Raw genomic sequence first — 24,801 nt, forward strand, 5'->3', positions numbered from 1 at the left:
TCGCCACCGTCATGTTCCCCCATGGCCGCTGGTTAGACTCGCCGCATGTCTGGCCAGTCGCTGCTCGCGCCCGGGGAGCTGTCCCCCACCCGTTCCGTGCCCGGAAACATCCGCCGCCCCGAGTACGTCGGCAAGCCCGCGCCCACCCCGTACACCGGGCCCGAGGTGCAGACGCCCGAGACGGTGGAGGCGATGCGCCTCGCCGGGCGGATCGCCGCGCGGGCGATGGCGGCGGCCGCCGAGCGGATCGCGCCGGGCGTCACCACCGACGAACTGGACAGGGTGGCGCACGAGTACATGTGCGACCACGGCGCCTACCCCTCGACGCTGGGCTACCGCGGTTTCCCCAAGTCCCTGTGCACGTCGGTCAACGAGGTGATCTGCCACGGCATCCCGGACTCGACGGTGCTGCGGGACGGCGACATCGTCAACCTGGACGTGACGGCGTACATCGGCGGGGTGCACGGCGACAACAACGCGACGTACCTGGTGGGTGACGTCGACGAGGAGAGCCGGCTGCTGGTGGAGCGGACCCGGGAGGCGCTGGAGCGGGCGATCAAGGCGGTCCGGCCGGGCCGGCGGATCAACATCGTCGGCCGGGTCATCGAGTCGTACGCCAAGCGGTTCGGGTACGGCGTCGTGCGGGACTTCACGGGGCACGGCATCAACTCGTCGTTCCACTCCGGGCTGATCGTCCCCCACTACGACAGCCCGCACGCGACGACCGTGATCCAGCCCGGCATGACGTTCACGATCGAGCCGATGCTGACGCTCGGGACGCACGAGTACGACATGTGGGACGACGGCTGGACGGTCGTGACGAAGGACCGCAGGCGGACGGCCCAGTTCGAGCACACGCTGGTGGTGACGGACACCGGGGCGGAGATCCTCACGCTCCCCTGAGCCCGCCGCGCCCCGCCCGGAGCCCGTCCTCTCCCCCCGAGGGCGGGCTCCGTGCCGTCCGGGGGTTCCCCGCCGGCGAACCGCCGGCGAACTTGCCGACAAGGAGTCGGCAAGACATTGACTCCGGCACGCCTCACCATGAGACTCGCCCCATGGAGCCCTTCTCGACACTCATCCGGACCGCGTCCCACGAGCAGCACGTGGAGGCGGAGACCTCCACGTTCATGAGCGACCTGCTCGGCGGCCGGCTCGGCGTCGACGCGTACGCGCGCTACACCGAGCAGCTGTGGTTCGTGTACGGGGCGCTGGAGGACGAGGCCGGGCGGCTGGCGTCGGATCCGGTGGCGGGGCCCTTCGTCCGGCCGGAGCTGTTCCGGCGGAGCGCGCTGGAGCGGGACCTGGCCCACCTGCGGGGCGCCGGATGGCGGGCGGGGCTGTCCGCGCTGCCGGCGACGCTGGCGTACGCGGAGCGGGTGCGCGCGTGCGCGCGGTCCTGGCCGGGCGGGTACGTCGCCCACCACTACACGCGCTACCTCGGCGACCTCTCCGGCGGGCAGATCATCCGCGACCGGGCCGAGAAGGCGTGGGGCTTCACGAGGAAGGGCGACGGCGTCCGCTTCTACGTCTTCGAGGAGGTCGGCAACCCGGCCGCCTTCAAGCGGGAGTACCGGGAGCTGCTGGACGCGGTGCGCGCGGACGACCTGGAGAAGCAGCGGATCGTGGCGGAGTGCAGGAAGGCGTTCGCCCTGAACACGGGCGTGTTCCGGGCGCTGGGCGAGGAGTTCCCGCTGTCGGCGTGAGCCGTCCGGTTCCGCGCACGGGACGGGCCCGCCCCCTCGGTCGCGAGGGGGCGGGCCCGGAACCCGTGTCAGTCGTCGCGGTCGTCGGAGTTGTCGTGGCCGACGGCGTACTCCGAGCACTGGGCGCCGCCCCAGAAGAGCTTGCTGGTCTCCGCCTCGATCCCGCCGAAGTACGGGCTGCAGACGGCGTGGTCGTCGCCGCCCTCGAAGTGCTTGCCCTCGTCGGCGGTGGCGGTCGCGGCGCCCGCGGCGCTCAGGGCGACACCCAGGACGACTGCGGCCAGGGCAGAACGAATGCGCATGGTGCTCCTCTCACGGTGACTGGACAGTCACCCTGAGTGGTCCCCGTTCACCGTCGCGCCACACGCGCAACCACCCGTACGGACGCGTACGACCGGGGGGCGTCCGCCGGTCCGGCGCCCCGGGCGGCGCTCCGGCCGGCCCTCCGGTCAGCGTTCCGGGCAGCGCTCCAGGAGGACCCGGCCGCCGATCTCCACCCAGCCGTGCGGCTGCGGCGCGGTCAGGATCTGCGATCCCGCCCCCTGCGTGATGTTCAGGGCCCGGCCGAGGAGGTCGGTGAGGAGCAGGGCCGCCGCGCCGGTCGCCTCGTCCTCGTCGATGCCGTCGTCGCGGCCCGGGAAGGCGCGGGCCCGCACGCGTCCCGCGGACTCGTCCTCCCAGGCCCAGGCGTAGACCCACTCGCCGGGCGGCGGCACGGGCAGGTCGTCGACCTCCGCGGCACCGGCGTACTGCCGGAGCGTGCGCGGCGGGACCCATTCGGCCCGGGCCTCGATCCAGCTGAACTCCCCGTCCAGGCGGGCGCCCACCGTCCCGGCGGGGGTGACGAGTTCGGGCACGTCGAGCAGCCAGGCCGTGCCCACGCAGGGGTGCCCGGCGAACGGCAGCCGCAGGGTCGGCGTGTAGATGTCGATGACGCCGCGCTCGGGGTCGTCCACGAACACGGTCTCGCTGAAGCCGAGTTTCGCCGCGAGGGCCTGCCGGTCCTCGCGGTCGGGCAGCACCGACCCCTCGCGGACGACGCCCAGTTCGTTGCCGTATCCGCCGTTCGGTGCGCAGAACACGCGGAGCACGTCGTAATCAGTCACCGGGGAATTGAAGCACCGCCCCGGCCACGGCGTCGGCCCCGGCCGGGTGGTGGACGCACCCGAGGGTCCGGCCGCCCGGGCGCGGCCTTCGAGCACGCTCCGGATTCCCCGTGGACGAACTTGACCAGCTCTTGGTGTGCATTTTGAGCCGCTGTGATCGGATCGTGCTCTTACAGCGTCCATGAGAGGTGAATCACGGTCCGGGCGGGTACGACGCAGGTAAGCCTTCGATAAGTTAGGTAAGCCTCACTGAAACCTGTGACCCTGTCACGTAATTTTTCAGCCACGCTGGGAGCCCTCATGCGCGCCGCCAGACTCTCCGTCGCCACAGCCGCCGCTGCCGTCGCGGCCCTGACCGCCGTCACGGGCTGCACCGAGAAGAGCGACGCCGCCGCCGGCGACCGGGTGATCCGCGTGACCGCGACCGACGACGCGTGCAAGACCTCCACCACGGAGATCTCCGCCGGACACGTCGAACTCGCCATCGAGAACAAGGGCTCCAAGATCACCGAGGTCTACCTGCTGTTCCCGGACGACCGGGTGGTGACCGAGCGCGAGAACATCGGCCCCGGCACCAAGCAGCGGGTCACCGCGGAGGTGAAGGCCGGCGACTACCTGATCGCCTGCAAGCCGGGCATGAAGGGCGACGGCATCCGCCAGAACCTCAAGGTCACCGGTGGCGGCAAGGCCGCCGCGCGCGACCCGCGCCTGGACAGTGCCGTCGCCGCCTACCGGGCCTACACCCAGCAGCAGGCCGACGAGACGCTGCCCAAGGTCCAGGTCTTCGTGAAGGCGGTCCAGGCGGGCGACCTGGAGGCCGCGAAGAAGGCGTACGCGCTCTCCCGCATCGGCTGGGAGCGCACGGAGCCGGTCGCGGAGTCCTTCGGCGACATCGACCCGAAGGTCGACGTCCGCGAGGACGGCCTGGAGGACGGGCAGGACTTCACCGGCTGGCACCGCCTGGAGAAGGCCCTGTGGCAGGACAAGAAGATCACCGCCGAGGAGAAGACCCTCGCCGGCCGGCTCGTCACCGACCTGACCGACTGGCAGAAGCGGGTCGGCACGGCCGAGATCACCCCGACCTCCATGGCCAACGGCGCCAAGGAACTCCTCGACGAGGTCGCCACCGGCAAGGTCACCGGCGAGGAGGAGCGCTACTCGCACACCGACCTGGTCGACTTCAAGGCCAACGTCGAGGGCGCCGAGAAGGCGTTCGAGCTGCTCGAGCCGGTCGCGAGGAAGAACGACGCGGCGCTGGTCGCCGAACTGGACAAGCAGTTCACGGCGCTGAACACGCTGCTCGACAAGTACCGCCCGAACACGTCGTCCTACGCGTTCACCTCGTACGACAAGGTCGGCGCCGCCGACCGCAAGGAGCTGTCCGACGCGGTGAACGCGCTCGCGGAGCCGCTCTCCCAGCTCGCCGCCGCAGTGGCCAAGTAGCCGGAGGCTCACCGAGATGACCGACATGACAGACATGACGGACACAGGCCGCACCTCGTCCGCACCCTCCCGGCGGACCCTGATCGGCTGGGGCGGAGCGGGCCTCGCGCTCGGCGCCGCCGCGGCCGGCGGCGCGGCCGCGATGACCCGCACCGGGAACGACGTGGACCCGGCCGGCGCCGCGGCGGGCGGCGCGGTCGCCTTCCACGGCACCCACCAGGCGGGCATCGCCACGCCCGTGCAGGACCGGCTGCACTTCGCCGCGTTCGACGTGACGACCACCGACCGGGCCGCGTTCGTCCAGCTGCTGAAGGACTGGACGCGGGCCGCCCGGCAGATGACCGAGGGCAGGGCGGTCGGGGAGGGCGCCTACGGCGGGCTCCCCGAGGCGCCGCCGGACGACACCGGTGAGGCGCTGGGCCTCAAGCCGTCCCGGCTGACGCTGACGATCGGCTTCGGACCGTCCCTGTTCGCCAAGTTCGGACTCGCCGGGCAGCGGCCCGAGGCGCTGGTGGACCTGCCGAAGTTCGCGGGGGACAACCTGGACGCGAACCGCAGCGGCGGCGACCTGTGCGTGCAGGCCTGCGCGGACGACCCGCAGGTCGCGGTGCACGCCGTCCGCAACCTGGCCCGCATCGCCATGGGCAAGGCCGTCATCCGCTGGTCGCAGCTCGGCTTCGGCAAGACCTCCTCCACGACGCCGGACGCGCAGACGCCGCGCAACCTGATGGGCTTCAAGGACGGCACCCGCAACATCGCGGGCACCGAGGAGGACCGCCTGGAGAAGTTCGTCTGGGTCGGTGAGAAGGACGGTCCCGCCTGGATGAGGGGCGGCTCCTACCTCGTCGCCCGCCGCATCCGCATGCACATCGAGACCTGGGACCGCACCTCGCTCCAGGAGCAGGAGGACGTCTTCGGCCGCGACAAGGGCGAGGGCGCCCCGGTCGGCAAGGCCAAGGAGCGCGACGAGCCGTTCCTGAAGGCCATGAAGCCCGACGCGCACGTGCGCCTCGCCCACCCCGACTCCAACCACGGGGCGACGCTGCTGCGCCGCGGCTACTCCTTCACCGACGGCACCGACGGCCTGGGCCGGCTGGACGCGGGTCTGTTCTTCCTCGCCTACCAGCGCGACGTGCGCAAGGGGTTCATCCCCGTCCAGCGCAACCTCGCCACGGACGCGCTCAACGAGTACATCCAGCACGTGGGTTCGGCCGTCTTCGCGATCCCGCCCGGCGTCCGGGACGCGGACGACTGGTGGGGCCGCACCCTGTTCGCCAAGGAGGCCTAGCCCGTGTTCTCGAACTACCTGATCGGACTGCGCGAGGGCCTGGAGGCCAGTCTCGTCGTCTGCATCCTCATCGCCTACCTGGTGAAGACCGGGCGGCGCGACGCCCTCAAGCCGGTCTGGACGGGCATCGCCGTCGCGGTGCTCCTCGCGCTGGGCTTCGGCTCCGCCCTCGAGTTCGGCTCCCAGGAGCTGACGTTCGAGGCGCAGGAGGCCCTGGGCGGCTCGCTGTCGATCCTGGCCGTCGTCCTGGTGACGTGGATGGTGTTCTGGATGCGGCGCACCGCGCGGCACCTGAAGTCGGAACTGCACGGCAAGCTGGACGCGGCCCTCGCCATGGGCACCGGCGCGCTGGTGGCGACCGCGTTCCTCGCGGTGGGCCGCGAGGGCCTGGAGACGGCCCTGTTCGTGTGGGCGTCCGTGCACGCCGCCGGCGACGGCACCCCGCGCCCGCTGATCGGCGTGGCGCTCGGCCTGGCCACGGCGGTCCTGCTGGGCTGGCTGTTCTACCGCGGTGCCCTGCGCATCAACCTGGCGAAGTTCTTCACCTGGACGGGTGGCATGCTGGTCGTCGTCGCGGCCGGTGTGCTGGCGTACGGCGTCCACGACCTCCAGGAGGCCGACTGGGTGCCGGGCCTGACGGACAAGGCCTTCGACATCAGCGGCACGATCCCGCCGGACAGCTGGTACGGCACGCTGCTGAAGGGCGTGTTCAACTTCCAGCCCGACCCGACGGTCCTCCAGGTCACGGTGTGGCTGCTGTACCTGGTCCCGACACTCGCGTTCTTCCTCGCCCCGGTAGGGTTCGCCTCCGGGAAGGGGAGGGTGAACGCACCTGATGAGCAGGGAACGCAGCCTGACGACCGGCCGTCCGCGGCGCCGCGGGCGTGACCGGGACGCACTGATCGCCGTCTCGCTCACCGCCGTGACCCTGGCGGCGAGCGGATGCGTCGTGGTGCACGGGGAGCGCACGGTGCTCCCCGCGGCCACGAAGGCGGAAGCCGCCGAGGCGGTCGAGCGGTTCACGACCGCCTACAACAAGGCCGACGCGGCGTACGACCCCTCCCTCGACGCCGAACACACCACCGGGGCGCTCGGCGCGATCGACGCGGCGCGGCTGAGGGCGGGGCGCGTCAACCACCCGGACGGCAACCCGCGGCACAAGCCGCTGACGCTGACCGACGTGCACTACACCATCCCCGAGAAGCCCGGCTGGCCCCGCTGGTTCGTCGCCGACGCGCAGGCCAACAAGGGCGGCGACGCGCGCTGGGTGCTGGTCTTCACCCGCGGCGGCAGGGCGGAGCCGTGGCAGGCGGCGTACCTCACGCTGGTGGCGCCGGACGCGCTGCCGGAGTTCCCCGAGAACGAGGACGGCTGGGCCGAGGCCGTGCCGGTGGACGGTGCCGGGCTGACCCGCTCGCCCGCCGGACTGAGCGGTGACTACGCGACGTACCTCAAGGACGGCGGGGACGCGTTCGCGGACGGCGCGTACACCAGTGAGCTGCGCTCCACGCGCGCGAAGAACTCCAGCAGGCCGGGTCTGGCCACGCAGTACATCGACGAGCCGCTGACGACCGGCGACTTCGCGCCGCTGGCGCTGCGCACGGCGGACGGCGGGGCGGTGGTGTTCTTCTCCACGCGCCACTTCGTGAAGCAGACCGCGGCGGCGGGGGCGTCGGTGCCGGCGCCCAACAAGGACGTCCGGGCGCTGACCACCGGGGAGATCAAGCAGTCGCTGACGATGGAGTTCGTGGCCAACGAGATGGCCGTGGTGCCGGGCGCCTCCGGCGGGGGGAAGGTGTCGGTGGTGAGCCGCGTCGAGGGGCTCACCGCGGCCAAGGGGGAGTGAGCGGCGGCGGGGCCCCGGCTCAGTGGCGGGTGGGCCAGTTCGCCGTCGCCCCGTCCTCGCCCACGAACCTGGCGCAGGCGTCCGTCAGGGCCTCCAGCAGGGTCAGCGGGTCCGGCAGCGGGTGTTCGGGGCCGCGGAGCCAGTGCACGGACTGGCCGTCGTCGCCGGGCAGGCGGGACGGGGGGACGAGGACGTAGGAGCCCCGGCAGTGCCAGCGCAGGCCGGGGTGTTCGTCCATCGTCTCGGGGTGGCAGTCCAGCTCGCAGGGCCACCACTCGTCCTCGTCCTCGGGGGTGCCGCGGGTGAGGGTGAAGAACAGCATGCGGCCGTCGTCGCTCTCGGCGACCGGGCCGACCTCGACGCCGGCGCCGAGCAGCCGCTCCAGGGCCTCGCGGCCGGCCTCCAGGGGGACGTCGAGGACGTCGTGGGTCGTGCCGGTCGCGGTGACGAAGTTGGCCTCGGGCTGGTGCCGGGCCCAGCGCTCGACCTGGGCGCGGTCGGTGGTGGACTGGGTGTGCCAGGCGAAGGAGACGGGGTGCCGGCCGGGCGTCGGGCAGCCGACGCGGTCGCAGGAGCAGCGGTAGCCGGAGACGGGGTGGGCGGCGGGCGCGAGGGGCAGTCCCGCCGCGGCGGCGGCGAGCAGCAGGTCCTCACGGCCGCCGTCGTCGGCGGTCTCCTTGGGGCGGCGTCCCCGCAGCCACTGGGAGATCCTGCCCTGCCTGCCGGTCCGGCCGCCGAACTCCGCGCTCATCTATCCCCTCGCCTCGCTGTGGTGCGGACAGCATGCCCTATGGTCCCACCATCCGGCGCATCGGGGGTCCGGACCCCCAAAAGGGGCAGGTGGGACGAGCGCTACCGAAGCGGCCCCGGGCACGGGCGGGACCGGCCGGGGCACGCACGAGGTCCGCCGGACGCCGGGCCGGGCACGCACGAGGCCGGCGGGGCGCCGGGGCGGGCACGCACGAGGCCGGCGGGGCGCCGGGCCGGGCACGGCGGGATCAGCGGGGTGCCAGGCCGTACAGCGCGTAGTCGACGAGGGTGTCGGTGTACTCGTAGGAGATCGGGCCCGTGTACTGGAGCCAGCGCTGGGCCAGCGGGGAGACGAAGAGCTCCAGGGCGATGCGCGGGTCGACCTCGGGGCGGACCTGGCCGGCGCGCTGGGCGGCGCGCAGCCGGTCGACGTACAGCCGGAGGTTGGGTTCCAGGAGCTGGGTCATGAACCGGCGGCCGACCTCCTCGTCGACCACGCCCTCGGCGGCCAGGGCCCGGGACGGCGCGTCGAAGCGGGGGTCCGTCAGCTGGTCGACGGTGGCCCGCAGCACGGCCTTCAGGTCCGCGGCGAGGTCGCCGGTGTCCGGGATGGCGTACGGCTCCCCGCCCGCCTCCCGGGCGGCCCGGGAGCTGAGGTCGAGGAAGGCCTCCAGCAGGACGTCGGCCTTGGAGTCCCACCAGCGGTAGATGGTCTGCTTGCCGACGCCGGCCCGGGCGGCGATGCCCTCGACGGTGGTCCTGCGGTAGCCGGCCTCCGCCACCAGGGCGAGCGCGGCGTCGTAGATCGCGCGCCGGGACCGCTCGCTGCGGCGGGCGGTGTCGGGGGCCGGTTTTCCGGGCTGGGTGACCATGGGACGACCGTACCAAGAGCATGAGACGGGCCGTCTCGCCCGCCGGTCCCACCGGCCGCGCCCGCGGGGAGGGGTGCCCCCGCGGGCGGGGGCCTCTACTCGCCCGGGTAGCGCACGCCGATCCGCTCGCGGACGGTGTCCAGCGTCCGCATCACGGCGAGGGTGCCGTCGAGCGGGACGAGCGGGGACTCGGTCTCCCCGGCCCGCAGCGCCCGCATCACCTCGCGCGCCTCGTGCCGCATGGTGGCACGGGGTCCGTCGGCCGGGTCGGCGGTGAACTCCTCCGGGTCGCGGCCGGTCCGGTGCAGGACGAAGCGGTCGGGGTGGAAGAAGCCCGCGGGGATGTCGATGCGGCCGCGCGAGCCGGTGACCGAGGCGGTGGTGCCGGTGCCGCCGGCCAGGGAGCAGTGCAGGGCGGCCAGCGCGCCGGAGTCCCAGGACAGGGCGGCCACCGTCTGGAGGTCGACGCCCTCGGCGGAGATCACGGCCCGGGCGGAGACGCCCGTGGGCTCGCCCAGCAGCAGGTGGGCGAAGGAGACCGGGTAGACGCCCAGGTCGAGCAGGGCGCCGCCGCCCTGGGCGGGGTCGCGCAGCCGGTGCGAGGGCGGGAAGGGCCCTTCGAGGCCGAAGTCGGCCTGCACGGTCCGCACCTCGCCGATCGCGCCGTCGTCGACGAGGTCCTTCAGGCGGCGGACCATGGGATTGCAGTACATCCACATGGCCTCCATCAGGAAGCGTCCGTTGTCGCGGGCCAGGTCGACGAGTTCGGCGGCCTCGCGCAGGTTCAGCGTGAACGCCTTCTCGCACAGCACGTTGCGGCCGGCCTCCAGGCAGAGCCCGGCGGCGGCGCGGTGCGCGGAGTGCGGGGTGGCCACGTAGACGACATCGATGTCCGCGTCCTTGGCCAGCCTCTCCCAGTCGCCGTACGCCCGGGGTATCCCGAAGCGTTCGGCGAACGCCCGCGCCGAGTCCTCGCTGCGGGACGCGACCGCCACCACCTCCGCGTCCGGCAGGTCGATCAGGTCCGCGGTGAACGCGGCGGCTATCCCGCCGGTCGCCAGAATCCCCCACCGCACCGTGTCCGTCGTCATTCGCCCACCCTCGTGCCGTCCGAGCAGTCCGTACGAGCTGAGAGCATAGGTGGCGCAGACGTCACAGAGGGAGGGGCCACATGCCCGAGGGTGGGGCGATACCGGGCGTGCCGGGCGTGCCGGACGTACCGGGGGCGGCCGGGGCCGGGCCGGGGGCGCCGCCGCGGGCGGGGCGCCGGGCGGGGCTGCTGGTCACCCTGGTGCTGGGCGGGCTGACCGCCACTCCCCCGCTGGCCATGGACATGTACCTGCCGTCGCTGCCGGAGGTCACCGACGCGCTGCGCGCGCCCGCCGCGACCGTGCAGCTCACGCTGACCGCGTGCCTGGCCGGGATGGCCCTGGGACAGCTGGTGGTCGGCCCGATGAGCGACCGCTGGGGCCGCCGCCGCCCGCTGCTGGCGGGGCTCGCCGTGTACGTCGTGGCGACGGCGCTGTGCGCGCTGGCGCCGACCGTGGAGCTGCTGGTCGCCTGCCGGCTGGCGCAGGGCCTGTCGGGCGCGGCCGGGATCGTGATCGCGCGGGCCATGGTGCGCGACCTGTACGACGGCGTGGCCATGGCCCGCTTCTTCTCCACCCTGATGCTGATCTCGGGCGTCGCCCCGGTGGTGGCGCCGCTGATCGGCGGGCAGATCCTGCGCGTGACGGACTGGCGCGGGGTGTTCGTGGTCCTGACCGCCGTGGGCCTCCTGCTGGCCGTCCTCGTCGCGGCGAGGCTGCCCGAGACGCTCCCGGCCGCCGAGCGCCACTCCGGCGGCGTCGGGGAGGCCCTGCGCTCGATGCGCGGGCTGCTCGCCGACCCGCCCTTCGCCGGCTACCTGCTGACCGGCGGCTTCGCGTTCGCCGCGCTGTTCGCGTACATCTCGGCGTCGCCGTTCGTGATCCAGGAGATCTACGGCGCGTCGCCGCAGACGTTCAGCCTGCTGTTCGGCGTGAACTCGGTCGGGCTGGTCGTCGTCGGGCAGGTCAACGGCCGGGTGCTGGTCGGACGGGTCCGGCTGGAGCGGGTGCTGGCCGCCGGTCTCGGGGTCGTCGTCCTGGCCGCGGCCGCGCTGCTGCTGATGGCGGCGGGCGTGTTCGGGGCGGTGGGGCTGGTGCCGGTGGCGGCCGCCCTGTTCGTCCTGATGTCCGCGATGGGCGTCGTCCTGCCCAACGCGCAGACCCTCGCGCTGCTGCGGGTCCGCCACTCCGCCGGGTCCGCCTCCGCGCTCCTCGGGACCACCTCCTTCGCGATCGGCGCGGTCGCCTCCCCGCTCGTCGGTGTCGCCGGCGAGGGGACGGCCGTCCCGATGGCGGTGGTCCAGCTGGCGGCCGCGGTGCTGGCGGTGGCCTGCTTCGTGGGAATGTGCCGCCCCCGGAGGGGCACGCGGGGCACGGAGGACACGCAAGGCACGCAAGGCACGCAGGGCACGGAGGGCACGGAGGGCACGCAGGGCACGGAGGGCACGCAGGGCACGCAGGACATGAGGGACCCGGGGGACCCGGGGGCGGCGGACGGAGGTCGCGGCACGGGGCTCTCCGTCCGTGCGAGGTCGGAAGTGGGAGAGGACAGCTGAGCGCACCGAGACTGCGGGTCGACACGCCGGAACGGGCCGGGCTCGACCCCGAGGAGCTGCGCCGTCTCGTGCGCGGGGTCCACGCGCTGACCACCGGGGAACGGCCCTGGGCGGCCGGCGCCGTCGTGGTCGCGGGGCGCGGGCCCGTCATCGCCGTGCAGGAGGCGGCGGGCTGGGCGGTCCGCTACGCCCGCTACGACCCCGGGTCCGACGCCGGTGTGGAACTGCCGCCCGCGTCCCGCGTCCCGATGGCCGTCGACACGCCCTTCGACCTCGCCTCCCTCACCAAGCTGTTCACGGCCGTGGCCGCGGTGCAGCAGATCGAGCGCGGCACGCTGGGCATCGACGCGCGCGTGGGGGCGTACCTGCCCGACTTCCGGGCGGCCGCCGCCCACGACATCACCGTGCGCCGGCTCCTCACCCACACCTCGGGGCTGCGGCCCGAGCTGCCCCTGTACGACTGCGCCGACGACGCCGGGCGGCTGGAGCTGCTGCGGGCGGAGGCGCCGGTGGGCGAGCCCGGCACGTACGTCTACTCGGACCTGAACATGCTGCTCCTCCAGCAGCTCCTCGAACGGCTCACCGGCCGCCCGCTCGACGTCCTGGTCCGCGACGGGATCACCCGTCCGCTGGGCATGGCGTCCACCCGCTTCGGGCCGTGCCCCGGCGCGGCCGCCACGGAGGACCAGCGGCGGCCGTGGGGGAAGGCCGACCGGGGGCCGCTGCGGGGCGAGGTGCACGACGAGAACGCGTGGGCGCTGGGCGGGGTGGCGGGTCACGCGGGGCTGTTCTCCACCGGGCGTGATCTGGCGGTGTTCTGCCGGGCGTTGCTGGCGGGGGGCGCGTACGGGCCCGCGCGGATCCTCGGGCCCGACTTCGTGGAGCTGCTGCTGACGCCGCCCGGCCTGGGCTTCGCGGTGGACCAGGCGTGGTTCATGGGGGAGCTGGCGGGGCGGGGCGCGGCGGGGCACACGGGGTTCACCGGGACGTCGCTGGTGCTCGACCCGGCGACGGACACGTTCCTGGTGCTGCTGGCCAACACGGTGCACCCGCGGCGCCGGGAGGCCGACAGCGCGCCCCGCGCCGCGGCGGCCACGTGCCTGCGGCGGGCGGTCCGGTGAGGCGGCTCCGGTCTTGTGCCCCCTGCCGTCGGCTCCGGGGGCCCCGCGCCCGGACTCCTCCGGCGGGGCCGGGACATCCGACCGGCGTTCTTGTCCCACCGAGCGGGGTGGTGGCTGGACACGGACCGGAGGTCCGGGGGCGGAGCCCCCAGGGGGCCCGGGTGGAGCCCTCCCGGGCGGGGTCCGGGGTGGAGCCTCTGGACGGAGCCCGGGGTGGGGCCCGGGGTGGCGCCCCGAGTGAGGCCCGAGGTCGGGTCCCGGGTGGAGCCCCAGGTGAGGTCCGGGATGGAGCCCCGGCTGGGATCAGGATGGGGTCCGGGGTGGAGCCCCGGGTCAGGTCCGGGGTGGAGCCTCTGGACGGAGCCCGGGGTGGCGCCCCGAGTGAGGCCCGAGGTCGGGTCCCGGGTGGAGCCCCAGGTGAGGTCCGGGACGGAGCCCCGGGCCAGGTCCGGGATGGAGCCCCGGCTGGGATCAGGATGGGGTCCGGGGTGGGGCCCCGGGCCAGGTCCGGGGTGGGCGTCCGGGCGGTGGGCGTCCGGACGGGCGGGCCGCGCTTAGAATTCGTGGGTGAACGACCCCGTATCTCCGGCGGACGCCCTCCGCGAGCTGCTCGACGGGCTTCCGGCCCGGCAGGCCGGCCAGGCCGTGGAGCGGCTCATCGCGAACTACCGCGGGGCGACCCCGACCGACGCCCCCATCCTCCGCGACCGCGCGGACGTCGCCGCGTACGCCGCGTACCGCATGCCGGCCACGTTCGAGGCGGTCCGCTCCGCGCTCGGGGCGTTCGCGGACGCCGTGCCGGACTGGACGCCCGGCGGCCACGTCGACGTGGGCGGCGGGACGGGCGCGGCGACCTGGGCGGTCGCCGCGACCTGGCCGGGCCGGCGTCCGGTGACGGTGCTGGACTGGGCGGAGCCCGCCCTGGCCGTCGGCCGCGAACTCGCGGCGTCGAACCCGGCCCTGGAGCAGGTGCGCTGGCAGCGGGCCCGGATCGGCTCGGGGCTGACCCTGGAGGCGACCGACCTGGTCACCGTCTCGTACGTGCTCAACGAACTGCCCGCCGCCGACCGGGCCGCCCTGATGGACGCCGCCGCGGCGGCCGCGCGGGCGGTGGTGATCGTCGAGCCGGGCACGCCGGACGGCTACGCGAGGATCATCGAGGCCCGGGACCGGCTGGTCGCGGCCGGCTTCCGGATCGCCGCGCCCTGCCCGCACAGCGCCGCCTGCCCGATCGTGCCCGGCGAGGACTGGTGCCACTTCTCGGCGCGGGTGAGCCGTTCGTCGCTGCACCGTCAGGTCAAGGGCGGCTCGCTGCCGTACGAGGACGAGAAGTTCGCCTACGTGGCGGCCGCGCGCCTCCCCGTCGCCCCGGCCCCGTCCCGCGTGGTGCGGCGGCCGCAGATCCGCAAGGGCCAGGTGCTCCTCGACCTGTGCGAGGCCGAGGAGCGGCTGACGCGGACGACGGTGACGAAGCGGCACGGCGACCTGTACCGGGCGGCGCGGGACGCCGACTGGGGCGACGCCTGGCCGCCGCCGGCCTCCTGACCCGCGTCCCGGCTCAGGCGGGCTTGAGCCCCTGGTCGCCGACCTCGGTGACGAAGGAGGCGGCGGTGGTGAGGGGGGCGCCGGGCCGGGTGACGTAGGGGACGGTCTTGAAGTCGGCGCGGGCGGCGTCGCGGCCGAGGGCGACGGTCACGTAGCCGCGCCGGCCGTCGTAGAACCGCAGGTGCGGGTTGGCGGTGGTGTAGGTGGTCCAGTTGGCGGGCCGCTCGGAGCCGTCCCGGCCGCTGGTGACCGACGTGGCGACGATCTCCGTGCCGAGGGTGCGGGAGCCCTGGTCGTCGAAGTCGTCCTTGATGTCGAAGGCGTACCCGACGTGCACGTCGCCGGTGAGGACCATGAGGTTGTCGACGCCGGCGGCCTTCGCGCCGTCCAGGACGCGGCGGCGGGAGGCGCGGTAGCCGTCCCAGGCGTCCATGGAGAGCTTGGCGACCGGGTTCAGGTCGAGCTTGCGCTGGGAGAAGGTGACCTGCTGGGGGACCACGTTCCAGCGGGCCCGGGAGGCCTGCCAGCCGTCGAGCAGCCACCGTTCCTGGGTGGCGCCGGTCATCGTGCGGGCGGGGTCGTCGACGGCGGGGCCGGGGAGTCGGGCGCCGTCGCCGTAGGCCTGGTCCGAGCGGTACTGGCGGGTGTCGAGGACGTCGAACTGCGCGAGGTCGCCCCAGTGCAGGCGGCGGTAGAGCCGCATGTCGGGGCCGTCGGGGCGCTGGGGACGGCGCAGCGGCTGGTTCTCCCAGTAGGCGCGGTAGGCGGAGGCGCGGCGCAGCAGGAACTCCTCCGGCGGGACGGTGTTCTCGGGGGTGTCGCCGGCGTAGTTGTTCTCGGTCTCGTGGTCGTCCCAGGTGACGACGAAGGGGTGGGCGGCGTGCGCGGCGATGAGGTCGGGGTCGGACTTGTAAAGGGCGTACCGCAGGCGGTAGTCCTCCAGGGTCACCGTCTCGTGGTCGAAGACGGCGGGGAGGGTCCGGTCGGTGTAATTGCGGTGGTTGCCCACCGAGTTGACGGCGTACTCGTAGAGGTAGTCCCCGAGGTGGAAGACGACGTCGACGTCGTCCTGGGCGAGGTGGCCGTAGGCGGTGTAGTAGCCGTCGGCGTACGCCTGGCAGGAGACGGCGGCGAGCTTCAGCTCCGACACCCGGGCGCGGGAGACGGGGGCGGTGCGGGTACGGCCGGCCGGGCTGGTCCAGTCGCCGACGCGGAAGCGGTAGTGGAAGACGCGGTCCGGGGCGAGGTGGGGGACCTCGACGTGGACGGTGTGGTGGAACTCGGGGTGGGCGGTGACGGTGCCGCGTCTGACGACGCGCCGGAAGTCCTCGTCGTGGGCCAGTTCCCAGCGGACGGGGACGCGCCGGGCGGGCAATCCGCCGTCGGGCTGGTAGGGGGCGGGGGCGAGGCGCGTCCACAGGAGTACGGAGTCGGGCAGGGGGTCGCCGGAGGCGACGCCGAGGGTGAAGGGGTCGTCGGTGATCCGGGCGGGTTCGAGTTCGGCGGCGGCCGCGGTGCCCGCGGTCGGCAGGTTCACGGCGAAGGCGAGCGCGGCGGCCGCGCCGGTCACGGTGAGGAAGCGGCGGCGGCCGAGCCGGCGGGCGGCCTCGCGGAACTCCGGGGCGTGCTGGGACGGGTGTGCTGCGGGTGTCATCCGGTCCTCCCCTGACGGTGTGTCCAGGAGGCATTGGACGGGCCGGGGACGACCGGGGAGCGACAGCGAACAGGCAGGTGCACGACAGTCACATGACGGGACACCGACTCCCGCTCCGCGCACCGCGGGACGGCGGATCCCGTGCGGCCGCCGGCGGCCGCGGCACCCGGAACATGGGTGAATCCTCAACCTGCACAAGGGGACTTGAGCGTTCCGCACCATAAGAGCCGGTCGGAGAAGTATGCTCGTCGCACTCTCCACAGGAGCTTCACACTTGGGGAGCCGGACTTCCGCCGACCACACCGAGGGGGGACGGCAGCCGTTCCGCGGCACCGGATGGGGGTGGACCTCGCGTGACACGCGAGGTGCGCACCGGACCGCGGAGCGGCTGCCACATCACGGCGGTCCGCGTCATGGCGGTACAGGTCTCGGCGGCCTGCATCGCGGCGGCCCGCGTCAGGCCGGCCCCCCGTCGCGACGGCCCGCCAGGACGAAGATCCGGTCTCGGAAGCCTTTTCCCCGCTTGGTTCGGCGAGCGCCTCGGCCACGCCCCCGCCGAACTCCCCGGCGGCCGGCGGCAGCGCGTGGCGATCGCCCGGCGGGCCCCGCGGCCGGCGACGATCGACGCGGGGAGGACCACGCCGACGGAACGGGCGGCGACCGCCCGGTGGAGGTCACCCGACGAGGGCCACCCGGTGAGGACCGCCGTACCCGACCGCCCCGCCCCGCCCCGCGCCGCCACCCGAACGGCCGTCGGGGCGGGGCGGTCGGGTGTGCGGGGTGCGACGGTGGACACGCGGAAGGGGTTGTTCCCGTCGCCCGTCCACCGCCTGTCCGCCTCCCCGTCCGCCCTTCTGCCCGTCCGCCCCCTTTGTCCGCTCGTCTCTCCGGGAGTCATCGTGACCTGCTACGACCGACGTGATCTGGGCCTGCTGCTGCTCCGGCTGGGAACCGGCGGGGTGCTGATGGCGCACGGTGCGCAGAAGCTGTTCGGCTGGTTCGGCGGCCACGGCCTGGAGGGGACCGGCCAGTTCATGGAGTCCGTCGGGTACGCCCCGGGCAAGGCGAGCGCCACGGCGGCGGGCCTGGCGGAGACCGGCGGCGGCGCGCTCCTCGCGCTGGGCCTGGCCACCCCGGCGGCGGGGGCCGCGGCGGCGGGCGCGATGGCCGGCGCCTCCGCGGTCCACATGCCCAACGGCTTCTTCGCGCAGAGCGGCGGCTACGAGTACGCGGCCTCCCTCGGCCTGACCGCCGCCGGCCTCGCCGTCACGGGTCCCGGCCGCCTCTCCCTGGACCACGCCCTCGGCCACACGGTCAACCGGGGCTGGATGGTCCCGGCGGCCCTGGGCGTGACGGCGGCGGCCACCGCGGTCGTCGTGGGCCTGCGCACCAGGCGGCTGCGGCAGCGCGAGGAGGGCGAGCAGGAGACCCTGTTCGAGGAGTGAGCACCCGGGTCGGCGCCGTCGTTCGGGAGGAGACCGCGCCGGGCAGGCTGCCCGTATGAACGACAGCCCCCCGGACGTCCCGCAGACCCTGGACGTCCCGCAGATCCCGGACGTCCCGCAGACGCGGCAGCCTCCGTGCGACCCGGCCCGGACCGGCCTCTGGGACACCGTCGACGCCCTGTGGTCCTGGCTCGAGGCCGCTGAGCCGGTCACCGGCCGGGAGGCCGTGCTGCTGCGCGTGCTGAAACTGTCGGAGGAGGTCGGCGAGGTCGCGGAGGCGGTGATCGGCGCGACCGGCCAGAACCCGCGCAAGGGCGTCAGCCACACGTGGGAGGACGTACGGGACGAACTGTGCGACGTGGCCCTCACGGCGCTGGTGGCGCTGCGGACGCTGACCCCGGAGGTGGAGGCGGTGTTCACGGAGCACCTGGCACGGGTGGCGGACCGCTCGTCGGGAGGTGCCGGCGAGGGCGGGACGGACACGCGCTGACTCCACGCCCCGCCGTTCCCGGCCGCTCTCCGCCGTTCCCGGCCGTTCCCCACCGCTCCCGGCCGTTCCCCTCTGTTCCCGATCGCTCCCCGCTGTTGTCAGAACCGCCCGCCCCGGCCGTACGTCCCTCTGTACGATCACCGCACGCGAGGCGGGGGCCGGCGGAGGGGGCGGGATGGACAGCAACTGCGTGGGGCGCAGGGCGGATCGGCCGTGGCGGGTCGGGGCGGCGGTGGCCGGGGCGGCCCTCGTGCTCGGCGGCTGCGGTTCCGGGGCCGACGACGGGGCGGCCGAGCCGAGCCCTCCGGCGTCCTCGGCGGCCTCGGCGTCCTCACGGTCCGCGGCCGCTTCCGGCGCCGCCTCGGCCGTCGCGTCCCCGTCCTCCTCGGGCACGGGCGGTGGCACGACGGCGCTGACGCCGTTCGAGGCGGACCCCGCGCGGGTGCCCCGGACGGGACCGCAGGCCGAGGCGCTGGCGGAGACGGTCGCGCTGGAGCCGCAGGCGTGGGGCGCGGGTTTCCGGTCCCAGCGGCCGGCGGCGAGCGCCCCGGGCACCGTCGCCGTGCTCGACGAACGGTGCCGGTGGGAGCGGCGGGCGCTCCCCGGGAGCGTCCTGGCCTCGCTGTCCCGCTACAGCAGGCTTCCCGGCACCGCGGGCAAGGGCGAGATCAGGGTGACCGCGGCGGTCACCGTGCACGCCACGGCCCGCGACGCCGACGAGCAGCTGGCCGTCACGCTGGAGGAGCCGTTGCGCTGCCGGGAGCAGGAGGTCCGGGCCGGGGAGCGGATCTCCGGACTCATGTCGACCGCCACTCCGTACGGCCAGGGGAAGAACACCTACGCCGACGACCAGGTGGTGGAGATCGGTTCGTACGTCACCGGGGGCGGGGAGCAGTCGTACTTCTGGTACGTCACCCGGCTCGGCACGGTGACCCTGGCGGTGTCGGTGAAGGGCGCCGCGGGCTACTCGAACGCCGAGCTGAACCAGTACGCGTCGAACGCCACCGCCACGATGCTCGACCGCGTGGAGTTCGCACTCGGGGGGAAGAGCTGATGGAGCCGCTGCGTTCGTCCGATCCCGCGCGCGTCGCGGACCACCGCCTGCTCGGGCGGCTCGGCGCCGGGGGCATGGGCGTGGTCTACCTGGCGCGCACGCCCGGCGGCGCGCTGGTGGCGCTGAAGGTCCTGCTCGCGGAGTACGCCGAGGAGCCGGGCTTCAAGGAGCGGTTCCGCCGCGAGGTCGAGGTGGCCCGGCGGGTCGGCAGTCCCTGGGTGGTGCCGCTGGTGGACGCCGACCCGGACGCCGGGGCGCCGTGGCTGGCGACGGCCTTCGTGCCCGGCCCGTCGCTGGGCGAGGCGGTGGCCGCGTACGGTCCCCTGCCGGAGCGCGGGCTGCGGCTGCTCGGCGCCCGGCTGGCCGAGGCGCTGGGCGAGGTGCACCGGGCCGGGCTGGTCCACCGGGATCTGAAGCCGGGCAACGTGCTGATCGCCCATGACGGGCCGCGGCTCATCGACTTCGGGATCGCCCGGGCCCCGGAGGACCGGACGCTGACGGCGACCGGGCTGGTGGTCGGCACGCCGGGCTACCTGTCGCCCGAGCAGGCCGGGGGCGGCGGGGACGGCATCGGCCCGGCGAGCGACGTGTTCTCCCTGGGGTGCGTCCTGGCGTTCGCGGCGACCGGCCGGGCCCCGTTCGGCAGCGGGACGGTCGACGCCCTCCTGTACCGGGCCGTGCACGATCCGGCGGACCTCGACGGGGTGCCCGCGGGTCTGCTCGGGGTGCTGGGCCGCTGCCTGGAGAAGGATCCGGACCGGCGGCCGGACGCCGGGGACCTGGTGCGGGAACTGGCGGCCGACGAGGCGGCCCGGGGCGGGGAGGCGGCCCGGGACGGGGAGGCGGCCGACTGGCTGCCCGAGCCGGTCGCCCGGCTGATCGCCGAGCGTTCGGCCGCCGCGCTCGCGCTGCCGGACATCGAGCACACGCTGGCGCCGGCCGACGCTCCGGCCGCCCCGGGGCCGGCGGAGCCCGACCCGCGCGGGACGTCCGGCTCGCCGGCGGCGCAGGACGCCCGTCCGGCCGGCGACCCGGCCGGCCGGCGTCGTTTCCTGCTGCTCGCCGGTGGGGCCGCGGTGCTGGCGGCGGGCGGGGGCGGGGCCTGGTGGGCGGTCGCCCGGGACGGCCGTCCCGGAGGCGGGAACCCCGGCGCCGCGTCCTCGCGCCGCCCGGTGCACACCGTCGTGCTGCACGGTGACCTCAGCGGGCCGCAGCGGGAGACGGGCAGGGCGCAGGAGCGCGGACTGCGGCTGGCCGCCGCGGAGTTCGACGCGCACGGCGACGCCCCGTTCACCGTGAAGGTCAGGGCCGTCGACGACGGGGGTGATCCGGCGGCCTCGGCCCGGCTCGCCGCGGAGCTCGCGGACGATCCGGCGGTCCTCGCCGTGGTCGGCCCCACCACCGACGCCACGGCGCAGGCGGCGCTCGCGAAGTACGACGCCGCACTGCTGCCGGTCGTCGCCGTGTCCCCCGGCAGTGCCGGCCTCGCCGTCCAGGGGTACCGCTCGTTCCTGCTGGGCCGGCTGCCCGACTCGGTGCTCGCCGTGTACGCGAGCAACTACCTCCTCGGGAGGGCCGGTTCGCGCAAGGTCGGCCTCGTCGTCGACCGTCCGGCCGGCAACTACGGCACGGACCTGGCCACTTCCCTCAGCACCCAGCTCGGCGACGCGCGGCGGCCGCCGGTCCCGGAGGTGGTCAGCGCGATGCGCCGCGACTTCGGCAGCGCGGTGGACGGGGTGCTCTCCGCCGGCGCCGACTCCGTGTTCTTCGCCGGCCTGCCCGACCGGGGGGCGGCGATCGCCGCGACGCTGCGGGACCGCGGCTTCCGGGGCGCGCGGGTGTCCGGCCCGGCGCTGCTCGACGGACGGTTCCCGGCGCGGGCCCAGGAGGCGGCCGAGGGCTGGGTGATGGTGGCTCCGGTCGTCGACGCGACCCGCAGGCCCGGGGCGGAGAAGTTCGCCGCGGCCTATCGCGAGCGCTTCGAGGAGGCGCCGCCCCGGTACGCGGCGGAGGCCTACGACGTGACCGGGATGCTGCTGAAGGCCCTGTCCGGACTGCCGGCGAAGAAGCGCACCCGGGCGGACCTGCTCGCGGCCGTGCGGGCGGGGACGTACGAGGGCGTCACGAGATCGTTCGCCTTCCAGCAGACCGGCCTGACCAGCATGCTGGCGTTCGACGGCAACGGCGGCCACCTCTGGCGGGTCGCACAGGGCGACTTCGTGTACGACGGCCCCGCGCCGCCCACCGTCTGAGGGAACCCGCCCGAGGAAACCCGTCCGAGGGGACCTGCCTGATGGAGCCGCTGCGGACCACCGACCCGTCCCGGATCGGCCGCTACCGCCTGCTGCGGCGGCTGGGCGCCGGCGGCATGGGCGTGGTCTTCCTGGCCCGCGCGCCGGGCGGGGCGATCGCCGCGGTGAAGACGGTCCGTTCCTCGTACGCCGACGGGACGGGCTTCCGGGACCGTTTCCACCGGGAGGTCGAGGCCGCCCGGCAGGTGCGCAGCCGCTGGGTGGTCCCGTTGCTGGACGCGGACGCCGACGCGGAGACACCGTGGCTGGCGACGTCGTACGTACCGGGGCCCTCGCTCGCCGAGACGGTGGACGCCTTCGGGCCGCTGCCGCCCGCCTCCGTGCGGGTGCTGGGCGTGCGGCTCGCCGAGGCGCTCGAGGCGGTGCACGCGGCGGGTCTCGTGCACCGCGACGTGAAGCCGGGCAACGTCCTGCTGGCGCCGGACGGGCCCCGGCTCATCGACTTCGGGATCGCCCGCGCGCCGGAGGACACCGCGCTCACCTCCAGCGGCGTGATCGTCGGCTCGCCCGGTTTCCTGTCGCCGGAGCAGGCGCGGGCGCGGGGCGGCGAGATCGGCCCGCCCAGCGACGTGTTCTCGCTGGGGTGCGTGCTGGCGTTCGCCGCGACCGGGGTGCGGCCGTTCGGCGACGGCGCGGCGGCCGGCATGCTGCTGCGCACGGTCTACGACGAACCGGATCCGGCGGCGGTCCCGGACGCCCTGGCACCCGTGCTGAGAGCCTGCCTGCGCAAGGATCCGGCCGACCGCCCCGGCCTGGCGCGACTGCGCGAGGCGCTCGGGGAGGGCGGGGAGGGCGGGGAGGGAACGGGAGCCGGTGCCGCCGGGCGGTCGGACTGGCTGCCCGCGCCGGTCACCCGGCTGATCAACGACCGTTCCGCCGCCGTGCTCGCCCTCGGCGCGATCGAGCCGACGCACGTGCCCGCCGCGGCGCCGGCCGACGGGGTGTCACCGCAGGCCGTGACGCTGACGGCCGTCGCGGCCCCCCGGCCCGCCGCCCGCGCCGCCCTCGGCCGCCGCCGCCTCCTGCTCCTCGGCTCGGCCGCGGGCGTGCTGGCGGCGGGCGGTGGCGGGGCCTGGTGGTGGAGTGCCCGGCCGGCATCGGGGAGGGCCGCGGGATCCGGGACCGGCCGGCCGCGCCCCGAGCTGGTCGTGGCGTTCCACGGCGATCTGACCGGCGCCCGCAAGGACACCGGGAACACCCAGCTCAAGGGGGCCCGGCTGGCCGTCGAGCGGATCAACGCCGGGAGCGACCACCCCTTCCGGCTGGAGCTGCGGCCGTACGACGACGGCGGCGACCCGAAGCGGGCCGGTGAGCTGGCCGGCCGGCTGGCGAAGGACGCCGGCGTCCTCGCCGTGCTGGGCCCCACCACCGACGCCTGCTTCCTCGCGTCCGAGGCCACGTACACCGGGGTGGCGATGCCCGTCGTGTCGGTGTCGGTGGGCGCCGACACGCGGCGCGCGGCGACCGACACGAACGTGTTCCACTCCCACGCGGCGCTGAGCGTCACGAGCGATCTCCTCGCCGCCCCCTGCGTCCGCTACCTCGGCGACCACGCCGACGCCCGCAGGGTGTTCCTCGTGGACGACCGGGCGCAGGGCGACTTCGCCTGGACCGTCTGCGACCGGACCGCGCGGGCGCTGCGGCGGGACGGCCGGGACGCGACGGTGACCTCTGTCGCCGCCGGAAGGATCGACCACGCCGCTCTCGCCGCCGCGGTGATGTCCGCCCGCGCGGACGCGGTCGTCTTCACCGGCGACGCCGACCGGGCCGCCGGACTCGCGTCGGCACTGGGCTCCGCCCGGTTCACCGGCACCCGGATGGCGACGGAACGCGCCCTGGCCCCGCGGTTCCTCACCGCGGCCGGCGCCGCCGCGGACGGCTGGGTCTTCGCCGCGTCCTTCACCGACCCCACGGCCCGCCCGGCCGCCCGCGCCTTCACGAAGGCCTACCGCGCCCGGTACGGCACCGATCCCGGCTGGTACGCGGCGGAGGCCCACGACGCCGTCATGTTCCTGGCGCGGGCCTGCGCCAAGGACGGCTCGGCACTGACGGAACGGGGCGCGATCGCCCGCCGGATGCCCGAGACCACCTACGAGGGCATCACCAGGACCGTCCGGTACGAGCAGGGCTACGGCTACAACCACGACGCGATGTTCCTGTTCCGGGCGGCGGACGGGGCGTTCCGGTACCTGGGGCAGTACCAGGAGGCGGCGGTCTCCTGAGGGGCGCCGCTCCCCCGCCCGGCGGGGCGGCCGGTGGCCGTCGCCCCGCGTTCACCCCGCGTCGGCGACGACCGCCCTGCGGGACGGGAGTGGGGAATACCTCCAGGGCCGCCCGAGGCGGGACACTCACCGGAATCCGTACTAGAATCTGTACAGGATCAAGCCTCTGTACGAGTACGGTGACAGCATGAAGATTCCCGAGGTCGTGACCGTCAGCGACGCGCGCGCGAGACTGTCGCGGATCCTGACCGACCTGTCGGAGTCCGGCGCGGATGCCGACCCGGTCCTGATCGGTGCCCACCGCAAGCCCCAGGGCGTCCTCCTGTCCGTCGAGGCCTTCGAGGCGTTGAGCGGCCGAGCGGCACGACGGGCGGCCGTCGCCTCGGCCACCGGCTCCATCGAGGCCGAAGGGCTCCACGCCTCCCCTGCCTCCGACCGCGACACCGAGGCGTACGTGAAGGGCGACCTCGACGTGGACGCCCTGGTCGCCCGCGCGATCGCCCGCCACCGGCAGACTTCGGAGCGGCAGGCAGGGTGAACGATCCGTACGCCATGCCCAACGGCGTGCTGCGCAACAAGCTCGGCATCACCGACCATCAGCTGCTCGCGGCAGCGGAGGCGGACATCACCCGGGCCCGCCTCGTCCTGCTCGCCGAACGCCCCCTGCCCGGCGCGTACGACCTCGGCCATCTCCAAGCGTTCCATGCCGCGATCTTCGGTGACATCTATCCGTGGGCCGGCGAGTTACGCACCGTGAACATCGCCAAGCGCACGCCGTTCTGCCCGGCGAGAAACCTGGTGTCCTACGCCGGAGAGGTCTTCGGCCGTCTCGCCTCCTCCGGTCGTCTGCGGGATCTCCCCCGTCAGGAGTTCGTCATCCGACTGGCCGAGCTGTACGGCGACCTGAACGTCCTCCACCCGTTCCGCGAGGGCAACGGCCGTGCCCAACGGGCGCTCCTCGCCCAGCTCAGCGCCGACGCGGGATACGCCCTGAACTGGTCGGGCATGGACCCTCAACGCAACGAGGACGCCTCGGTGAAGAGTTTCCTCGGTGACAACGATCTGTTGGAGCAGTTGCTCGACGAGCTGGTCACCACAAGCTGACACCCGTCGCTCCGGTCCACCGATACCGATCTCCGGCCCCGTCCTCCCCGGCTGTTCTCGCGGCCGCTCACGTAGCCGCGCGGTCCCGGAAGCGGTCCGGAACGGGGTGCGGCCAAGCGCCAGGTCCGAGGAAGACACTGCCGCGCGCCGACGAGTCGCCGGGCCGGACGGTCGCCGTTCACCCGTACCTGGACCGCGAGGA

General features: G+C 74.7%; 22 protein-coding genes. 16 read left to right on the forward strand and 6 right to left on the reverse strand.

Annotated features, from left to right (window positions below; genetic code table 11):
• Positions 1–45 precede the first annotated feature (45 nt).
• Positions 46–903 carry a type I methionyl aminopeptidase gene (map, locus tag ACF09K_RS29980; RefSeq protein WP_392248450.1) on the forward strand — a complete coding sequence of 286 codons (858 nt, stop codon included), beginning with the start codon at positions 46–48 and terminating at the stop codon, positions 901–903.
• 152 nt (positions 904–1,055) lie between these two features.
• Positions 1,056–1,703 (forward strand): heme oxygenase (biliverdin-producing), encoded by a 648-nt coding sequence (locus tag ACF09K_RS29985; protein WP_392248451.1) that lies wholly within the window; start codon positions 1,056–1,058, stop codon positions 1,701–1,703.
• A 68-nt stretch (positions 1,704–1,771) separates the two neighbouring features.
• Here ACF09K_RS29985 and ACF09K_RS29990 read toward each other — a convergent pair whose 3' ends face one another.
• Together ACF09K_RS29990 and ACF09K_RS29995 are read right to left on the reverse strand one after the other, a co-directional pair.
• On the reverse strand, positions 1,772–2,005 hold the full coding sequence (locus tag ACF09K_RS29990; RefSeq protein ID WP_392248452.1) for a hypothetical protein: 234 nt from the start codon (positions 2,003–2,005) through the stop codon (positions 1,772–1,774).
• A gap of 147 nt (positions 2,006–2,152) precedes the next feature.
• Positions 2,153–2,809, reverse strand: a complete 657-nt coding sequence (locus ACF09K_RS29995) for a PhzF family phenazine biosynthesis protein (protein ID WP_392248453.1) — start codon at positions 2,807–2,809, stop codon at positions 2,153–2,155.
• 300 nt (positions 2,810–3,109) lie between these two features.
• Between ACF09K_RS29995 and efeO the strand changes: the two genes are divergently transcribed.
• From efeO to ACF09K_RS30015, 4 genes are read left to right on the forward strand one after another with little or no spacing between them, the layout of a single operon-like run.
• Positions 3,110–4,252, forward strand: a complete 1,143-nt coding sequence (efeO, locus tag ACF09K_RS30000; protein ID WP_392248454.1) for an iron uptake system protein EfeO — start codon at positions 3,110–3,112, stop codon at positions 4,250–4,252.
• 25 nt (positions 4,253–4,277) lie between these two features.
• Positions 4,278–5,540, forward strand: coding sequence for an iron uptake transporter deferrochelatase/peroxidase subunit (efeB, locus tag ACF09K_RS30005; protein ID WP_392248512.1), 1,263 nt, complete (start codon positions 4,278–4,280; stop codon positions 5,538–5,540).
• 3 nt (positions 5,541–5,543) lie between these two features.
• Positions 5,544–6,428, forward strand: a complete 885-nt coding sequence (gene efeU, locus ACF09K_RS30010; protein WP_392248455.1) for an iron uptake transporter permease EfeU — start codon at positions 5,544–5,546, stop codon at positions 6,426–6,428.
• The gene (locus tag ACF09K_RS30015) at positions 6,376–7,386 is read left to right on the forward strand and encodes a hypothetical protein (protein ID WP_392248456.1); all 1,011 of its coding nucleotides are present in this window, start codon (positions 6,376–6,378) and stop codon (positions 7,384–7,386) included. Before efeU ends, ACF09K_RS30015 begins: the two co-directional genes overlap by 53 nt.
• Before the next feature lie 19 nt (positions 7,387–7,405).
• Here the strand turns inward: ACF09K_RS30015 and ACF09K_RS30020 are convergent, their stop codons facing one another.
• From ACF09K_RS30020 to ACF09K_RS30030, 3 genes are all read right to left on the reverse strand, one after another.
• Positions 7,406–8,137, reverse strand: coding sequence for a bifunctional DNA primase/polymerase (locus ACF09K_RS30020; protein WP_392248457.1), 732 nt, complete (start codon positions 8,135–8,137; stop codon positions 7,406–7,408).
• Positions 8,138–8,384: 247 nt separating this feature from the next.
• Positions 8,385–9,008 (reverse strand): TetR/AcrR family transcriptional regulator, encoded by a 624-nt coding sequence (locus tag ACF09K_RS30025; RefSeq protein WP_392248458.1) that lies wholly within the window; start codon positions 9,006–9,008, stop codon positions 8,385–8,387.
• A gap of 95 nt (positions 9,009–9,103) precedes the next feature.
• Entirely contained in the window at positions 9,104–10,099 is a 996-nt protein-coding gene (locus tag ACF09K_RS30030; RefSeq protein WP_392248459.1) for a Gfo/Idh/MocA family protein, read from the reverse strand.
• An 80-nt stretch (positions 10,100–10,179) separates the two neighbouring features.
• Between ACF09K_RS30030 and ACF09K_RS30035 the strand changes: the two genes are divergently transcribed.
• The 3 genes from ACF09K_RS30035 (at position 10,180) to ACF09K_RS30045 (ending at position 14,318) form a co-directional block, all read left to right on the forward strand.
• Positions 10,180–11,652, forward strand: coding sequence for a multidrug effflux MFS transporter (locus ACF09K_RS30035; protein WP_392248460.1), 1,473 nt, complete (start codon positions 10,180–10,182; stop codon positions 11,650–11,652).
• The gene (locus tag ACF09K_RS30040) at positions 11,649–12,773 is read left to right on the forward strand and encodes a serine hydrolase domain-containing protein (RefSeq protein WP_392248513.1); all 1,125 of its coding nucleotides are present in this window, start codon (positions 11,649–11,651) and stop codon (positions 12,771–12,773) included. Before ACF09K_RS30035 ends, ACF09K_RS30040 begins: the two co-directional genes overlap by 4 nt.
• A 567-nt stretch (positions 12,774–13,340) precedes the next feature.
• Positions 13,341–14,318: a small ribosomal subunit Rsm22 family protein gene (locus ACF09K_RS30045; RefSeq protein WP_392248461.1), complete on the forward strand. Its 978-nt coding sequence runs from the start codon at positions 13,341–13,343 to the stop codon at positions 14,316–14,318.
• 13 nt (positions 14,319–14,331) lie between these two features.
• Here the strand turns inward: ACF09K_RS30045 and ACF09K_RS30050 are convergent, their stop codons facing one another.
• A complete protein-coding gene (locus tag ACF09K_RS30050) occupies positions 14,332–15,972 on the reverse strand; it encodes an alkaline phosphatase D family protein (protein WP_392248462.1) in 1,641 nt (546 codons plus the stop codon).
• 899 nt (positions 15,973–16,871) lie between these two features.
• On the opposite strand from ACF09K_RS30050, the gene ACF09K_RS30055 reads away from it, so the two are divergent.
• The 7 genes from ACF09K_RS30055 to ACF09K_RS30085 all read left to right on the forward strand — a co-directional run bounded on the left by ACF09K_RS30055 (position 16,872) and on the right by ACF09K_RS30085 (position 24,599).
• Positions 16,872–17,417: a DoxX family protein gene (locus ACF09K_RS30055; protein WP_392248463.1), complete on the forward strand. Its 546-nt coding sequence runs from the start codon at positions 16,872–16,874 to the stop codon at positions 17,415–17,417.
• A 55-nt stretch (positions 17,418–17,472) separates the two neighbouring features.
• Positions 17,473–17,907 carry a MazG-like family protein gene (locus tag ACF09K_RS30060; RefSeq protein WP_392248464.1) on the forward strand — a complete coding sequence of 145 codons (435 nt, stop codon included), beginning with the start codon at positions 17,473–17,475 and terminating at the stop codon, positions 17,905–17,907.
• 175 nt (positions 17,908–18,082) lie between these two features.
• Positions 18,083–18,961, forward strand: coding sequence for a hypothetical protein (locus ACF09K_RS30065; RefSeq protein WP_392248465.1), 879 nt, complete (start codon positions 18,083–18,085; stop codon positions 18,959–18,961).
• Positions 18,961–21,213 carry a bifunctional serine/threonine-protein kinase/ABC transporter substrate-binding protein gene (locus tag ACF09K_RS30070; RefSeq protein WP_392248466.1) on the forward strand — a complete coding sequence of 751 codons (2,253 nt, stop codon included), beginning with the start codon at positions 18,961–18,963 and terminating at the stop codon, positions 21,211–21,213. The genes ACF09K_RS30065 and ACF09K_RS30070 overlap by 1 nt, the downstream gene beginning before the upstream one ends.
• Before the next feature lie 41 nt (positions 21,214–21,254).
• Positions 21,255–23,495 carry a bifunctional serine/threonine-protein kinase/ABC transporter substrate-binding protein gene (locus tag ACF09K_RS30075; protein WP_392248467.1) on the forward strand — a complete coding sequence of 747 codons (2,241 nt, stop codon included), beginning with the start codon at positions 21,255–21,257 and terminating at the stop codon, positions 23,493–23,495.
• A gap of 187 nt (positions 23,496–23,682) precedes the next feature.
• The gene (locus tag ACF09K_RS30080; RefSeq protein ID WP_392248468.1) at positions 23,683–24,033 is read left to right on the forward strand and encodes a type II toxin-antitoxin system Phd/YefM family antitoxin; all 351 of its coding nucleotides are present in this window, start codon (positions 23,683–23,685) and stop codon (positions 24,031–24,033) included.
• Positions 24,030–24,599, forward strand: coding sequence for a Fic/DOC family protein (locus ACF09K_RS30085; RefSeq protein WP_392248469.1), 570 nt, complete (start codon positions 24,030–24,032; stop codon positions 24,597–24,599). The genes ACF09K_RS30080 and ACF09K_RS30085 overlap by 4 nt, the downstream gene beginning before the upstream one ends.
• Positions 24,600–24,801: the final 202 nt, after the last annotated feature.

Source organism: Streptomyces sp. NPDC014882, assembly GCF_043081325.1.
In the GTDB taxonomy this organism is placed as follows: Bacteria; Actinomycetota; Actinomycetes; order Streptomycetales; family Streptomycetaceae; genus Streptomyces.